Consider the following 4,184-nt stretch of genomic DNA (forward strand, 5'->3'; position numbering starts at 1 on the left):
TGCGTCAAGGGTTTATTTCAAAATAACCTCGGCACATAGGTCAGCATGAGCATTTCAAGACTGAAGCGTCTTTTTCAGGTAGTAGCGCTGATAACCAGGCGGGCAATCCTCCAGCATCCCCATGATGTGGTATCCCTGCTTCTGGTAGAAGTCAGGGGCCTGGAAACTATAGGTATAAAGAAACAAACCGGTGCAGCCCCGCGCCCGCGCCTCCTCTTCGGCTCGCATCAGCAGTTCGCTGCCCAACCCATGACCGCGTGCGGCATCGCTCAACCAGAAGTAGTCGATATAGAGCCAACCCATTGCGAAATGACCGAACAGCCCACCTCTCACCTGGCCCCCGCCATCGCGGGCATACAGCTGGAAATCTTCATAGGTGTAAGGGCCGATCTGTTCGATGTTGAAGCGGCGCAGCCCTTCACGCACCACTGCCATGGCATCGGCGTCAGCGCCCAGGGTGAATCGGTAAGGGGCATCTGTCATAAGCTCTCCTGTGCGGCATTGGACTACATGAGTACGCTGCGAGCCTGCAGGCGCCGGCTCGCAGCGGATGTTAAATCGGAATTCGGGTTCACAGGTAGAAGGAGGCTCGCCAGGGGGCAGCACGAACGTCAGCCAAGGTAGCGAATCATGCGCAGAAACGAGGAGGGATGGATGGAGCAGAAGAAGAGAAGGTAAAGCGCAGGAAGCAGCCAGCCCTCGAACGAAGGATGGTGTCCCAGGCAGGGTTCGAACCTGCAACCTTCCCCTTAGGAGGGGGATGCTCTATCCAATTGAGCTACTGAGACATGCGTCTGGCGTACATGGCCCGCCATACGGAACGGCGAGCATGTTACCCAGCGAGCCAGGATTTGTCATGTCGTCTCTGCGCTTTTTACCAGTAGGTGGTTTCCAGCCTCAGGCACGTACGCCTGCCTCCTGCAAAACCATCAGCAGGCGGCGCACTGCATCGTCAAGACTGGTCGAGTTGTCCACCCGCCGGACCCGATCATCAACCTGTGTCATGGACTGTTGGTTGCGCGCCATTCGCTGCTCGATCTCGTGCTGCCCCTCCCTGCCCCGTTGAAGCAATCGCCCGCGCAATACCTGCGGATTCACACAAAGCAATATGGGCAACAGGTCCGGGTACTTCGCCTGCGCCACCGGCAGGTGCGCGCGCGACCCGTTGACCATCACGTGCCAGCCTTCGGCAAGCCACGCATCTATATAAGCAGGAACCCCATAAGCCAACCCATTGGCGCGCCACTGCAGGGCAAATTCGCCACGGTCAGCCATCTGCTCGAACTGCTGGACCGATACGGCGACTGCGTCCTCCCCCACCGCCTCGGCGGAGCGAGTGATGACACGCTTAGGAATGCGCACCTGGTTTGCCAGCAGAAGCTCACGCGCCGCATCCAGAAGACTGTCCTTGCCGGCACCGGACGGCCCCATCAAATAGATCACCCTGCCCGCCCCCGCCAAGGGAACGTCGCTTGCGTCATACTGCATAGCCACTATGCTCAGAGAAAGAAAAGCTCGCGCATTTTAGGCGCATTGCACGGTCTTTGCGCCTTTGCCGGTGATGAAAAGTCGAGCCGCCGAGGTGGCCAGGCCGAGCGCCAAATGAAAACTTTTCAAACCAGTGCGCATTTCTGATAATTGGTACTGGCATAACGCCTTTACCCAGTTCAATATTTGTCACAGAATTGACGCCAAGGAACTGGCGACACTGAGGCATGATGAAGACCTCATTCGTACTCCAGGTTGAACATTTTGTCTTAACGATGGTCGTAACACTCATCGTGCGGCCGATTTCGAGAACCGCTTCCCCCTGAACTAAACCGGTCAATTATATGCGCCCAATGAAACAGGCTATCTACTCAAGCCGCACCGCTGACAAATTTGTCGTCCGCCTGCCAGACGGAATGCGTGAGCGCATTGCCGAGGTTGCGCGTAACCACCACCGCAGCATGAACTCCGAGATCATTGCACGCCTGGAGCAGAGCCTTATTCAGGAAGGTGCACTGGGCGACGAGCTGAGCATGCGCCTGGACAGCCCAGAGCTGTCACTGCACGAACGTGAACTGCTGCAACGCTTCCGCCAGCTGTCCCATCGCCAGCAAAATGCTCTGGTCGCACTGATCGCCCATGACGTCGAGATGGCCGCAGACGCTTCCTGATTCCACCCACGCACAAAAAAGCCAGCTTTCGCTGGCTTTTTTTATGCCTTGCCTTTTTACAGCAAGAAGATCGTAGCAAGGCCCAGGAAGATGAAGAACCCGCCACTGTCGGTCATGGCAGTGATCATCACACTTGCGCCCATCGCAGGATCGCGACCCATTCGAGCAAGCGTCATCGGGATAAGAACGCCCATCAGGGCCGCCAACAGCAGGTTCAGGGTCATCGCCGCAGTCATCACTACCCCCAGCGACCAGCTGCCATAGAGCAGGTAGGCCACAACGCCGATCACGCCCCCCCACACCAGGCCATTGATCAAGGCCACCGCAAGCTCCTTGCGCATCAATCGCGCAGTATTGCCCGGGCTGACCTGATCGAGCGCCATGGCACGTACGATCATGGTAATGGTCTGGTTGCCGGAGTTGCCCCCGATACCGGCCACGATGGGCATCAGTGCAGCCAACGCCACCAGCTTCTCGATCGACCCCTCGAACAGGCCGATCACTCGCGAAGCGACAAAGGCCGTGATCAGGTTGATTGCCAGCCATGCCCAACGATTGCGAAGCGAACGCCAGACCGAGGCGAAGATGTCTTCCTCCTCACGCAGACCCGCCATATTGAGGACTTCGTTCTCGCTTTCCTCACGGATCAGGTCGACCATTTCGTCGATGGTCAAACGGCCGATCAGGCGATCGCTCTTGTCCACCACCGGTGCCGAAATCAGGTCATAGCGCTCAAAGGCCTGTGCCGCATCGTAGGCGTCTTCATCGGGATGAAAACTCACCGGGTCACTGGCCATGACCTCGGCAACCTGCTTGTCGGGGTCGTTCACCAGCAGCCGCTTGATGGGCAGCACACCCTTGAGCTTGCCGTCGTAATCGACCACGAACAGTTTGTCGGTATGGCTTGGCAGTTCCTTGAGCCGGCGCAGGTAACGCAACACCACCTCAAGGCTGACGTCCTCGCGGATGGTCACCATCTCGAAGTCCATCAAGGCACCGACCTGGTCCTCGTCATAGCTCAACGCGGAGCGTACGCGCTCACGCTGCTGGGCATCGAGGGTTTCCATCAGCTCATGCACGACGTCGCGCGGCAGCTCCGGCGCAAGGTCGGCCAGCTCGTCGGCGTCCATCTCCTTGGCAGCGGCAAGCAGCTCGTGATCGTCCATGTCGGCGATCAGGGTTTCCCGAACCGAATCGGATACCTCGAGCAGGATGTCACCATCACGCTCGGCCTTGACCAGTTGCCAGACCGTCAGACGATCATCCAGCGGCAGGGCTTCGAGAATGTAGGCAACGTCAGCGGAGTGCAGATCATCGAGCTTGCGTTGCAGCTCGACCAGATTCTGGCGGTGTACGAGATTTTCGACCCGATCGTTATGGTGCCCTTCCTGACGATGTGTCAGGTCTTCGACCACTCGTTGGCGCTGCAGCAATTCGACCACCTGGGCCAGGCGATCCTGCAGGCTTTCTTGCGATTTTTTTACTTCACTTTCGGTCATACGCGTACTCCACTCCCAGCAGCGGAGCACGCCAGGAGAATCAATCAGTCAGATCGTGATTGGCAAAACAAGCTATTGAGTAACTACTGGGTAAGTCCATGGTGGTATTCCACAAGCCCCGGCGGAGCTGACGGGCGCAATCATACACGGCTTGGGCTGCTCGGGCTGAAAATATTGGCCAGAACAATCGCTTGCGAGATAAAGCTGTGACAACGTCCAGCTCTGACAGTGCGACGGCTGGCACACCCCAAAGAACACATTGAAGACGCAAAAGTTAGCAGGGGCCGGTAAACGCATCGATGACAGTTTATTCATCGCGCCTTACGGAAAAGTGAAAAGCCGAAAAGCAGAAGGCCCGCTTAAAAGCGGGCCTTCTGTTGTATGGTGCACTCGACAGGATTCGAACCTGTGACCGCTCGGTTCGTAGCCGAGTACTCTATCCAGCTGAGCTACGAGTGCAGGGTTGGCGCTTGATAGACCAGATCACCTCTGGTTGAAGCTGAAACAACTTCCAGACTGGAAACTG

General features: G+C 57.3%; 4 protein-coding genes and 2 tRNA genes. 1 reads left to right on the top strand and 5 read right to left on the bottom strand.

Features of this window, described 5'->3' with window-relative positions:
- Positions 1–54: 54 nt before the first annotated feature.
- From DN388_RS24455 to phnN, 3 genes are all read right to left on the bottom strand, one after another.
- Positions 55–483 (bottom strand): GNAT family N-acetyltransferase, encoded by a 429-nt coding sequence (locus DN388_RS24455; protein WP_054916581.1) that lies wholly within the window; start codon positions 481–483, stop codon positions 55–57.
- A 228-nt stretch (positions 484–711) separates the two neighbouring features.
- Positions 712–788 (bottom strand) — tRNA-Arg (locus tag DN388_RS24460).
- A 109-nt stretch (positions 789–897) separates the two neighbouring features.
- Entirely contained in the window at positions 898–1,488 is a 591-nt protein-coding gene (gene phnN / locus DN388_RS24465) for a phosphonate metabolism protein/1,5-bisphosphokinase (PRPP-forming) PhnN (RefSeq protein WP_255002673.1), read from the bottom strand.
- A 344-nt stretch (positions 1,489–1,832) separates the two neighbouring features.
- On the opposite strand from phnN, the gene DN388_RS24470 reads away from it, so the two are divergent.
- Complete coding sequence (locus tag DN388_RS24470) at positions 1,833–2,159, top strand: Arc family DNA-binding protein (protein ID WP_003254499.1); 327 nt, start codon at positions 1,833–1,835, stop codon at positions 2,157–2,159.
- Positions 2,160–2,215: 56 nt separating this feature from the next.
- On the opposite strand, the gene mgtE is transcribed toward DN388_RS24470, so the two are convergent.
- Positions 2,216–3,658 (bottom strand): magnesium transporter, encoded by a 1,443-nt coding sequence (gene mgtE / locus DN388_RS24475; RefSeq protein WP_043860297.1) that lies wholly within the window; start codon positions 3,656–3,658, stop codon positions 2,216–2,218.
- A 382-nt stretch (positions 3,659–4,040) separates the two neighbouring features.
- Positions 4,041–4,117 (bottom strand) — tRNA-Arg (locus tag DN388_RS24480).
- Positions 4,118–4,184: the final 67 nt, after the last annotated feature.

The organism is Pseudomonas sp. S12(2018) (genome assembly GCF_024355235.1).
Classification (GTDB): domain Bacteria; phylum Pseudomonadota; class Gammaproteobacteria; order Pseudomonadales; family Pseudomonadaceae; genus Aquipseudomonas; species Aquipseudomonas palmensis.

What these genes read in the sequence shown, in the direction of transcription:
- DN388_RS24455 (WP_054916581.1), bottom strand. Translation starts at nt 483, where the DNA reads ATGACAGATGCCCCTTACCGATTCACCCTGGGCGCTGACGCCGATGCC.
- phnN (WP_255002673.1), bottom strand. Translation starts at nt 1,488, where the DNA reads ATGCAGTATGACGCAAGCGACGTTCCCTTGGCGGGGGCGGGCAGGGTG.
- DN388_RS24470 (WP_003254499.1), top strand. Translation starts at nt 1,833, where the DNA reads ATGCGCCCAATGAAACAGGCTATCTACTCAAGCCGCACCGCTGACAAA.
- mgtE (WP_043860297.1), bottom strand. Translation starts at nt 3,658, where the DNA reads ATGACCGAAAGTGAAGTAAAAAAATCGCAAGAAAGCCTGCAGGATCGC.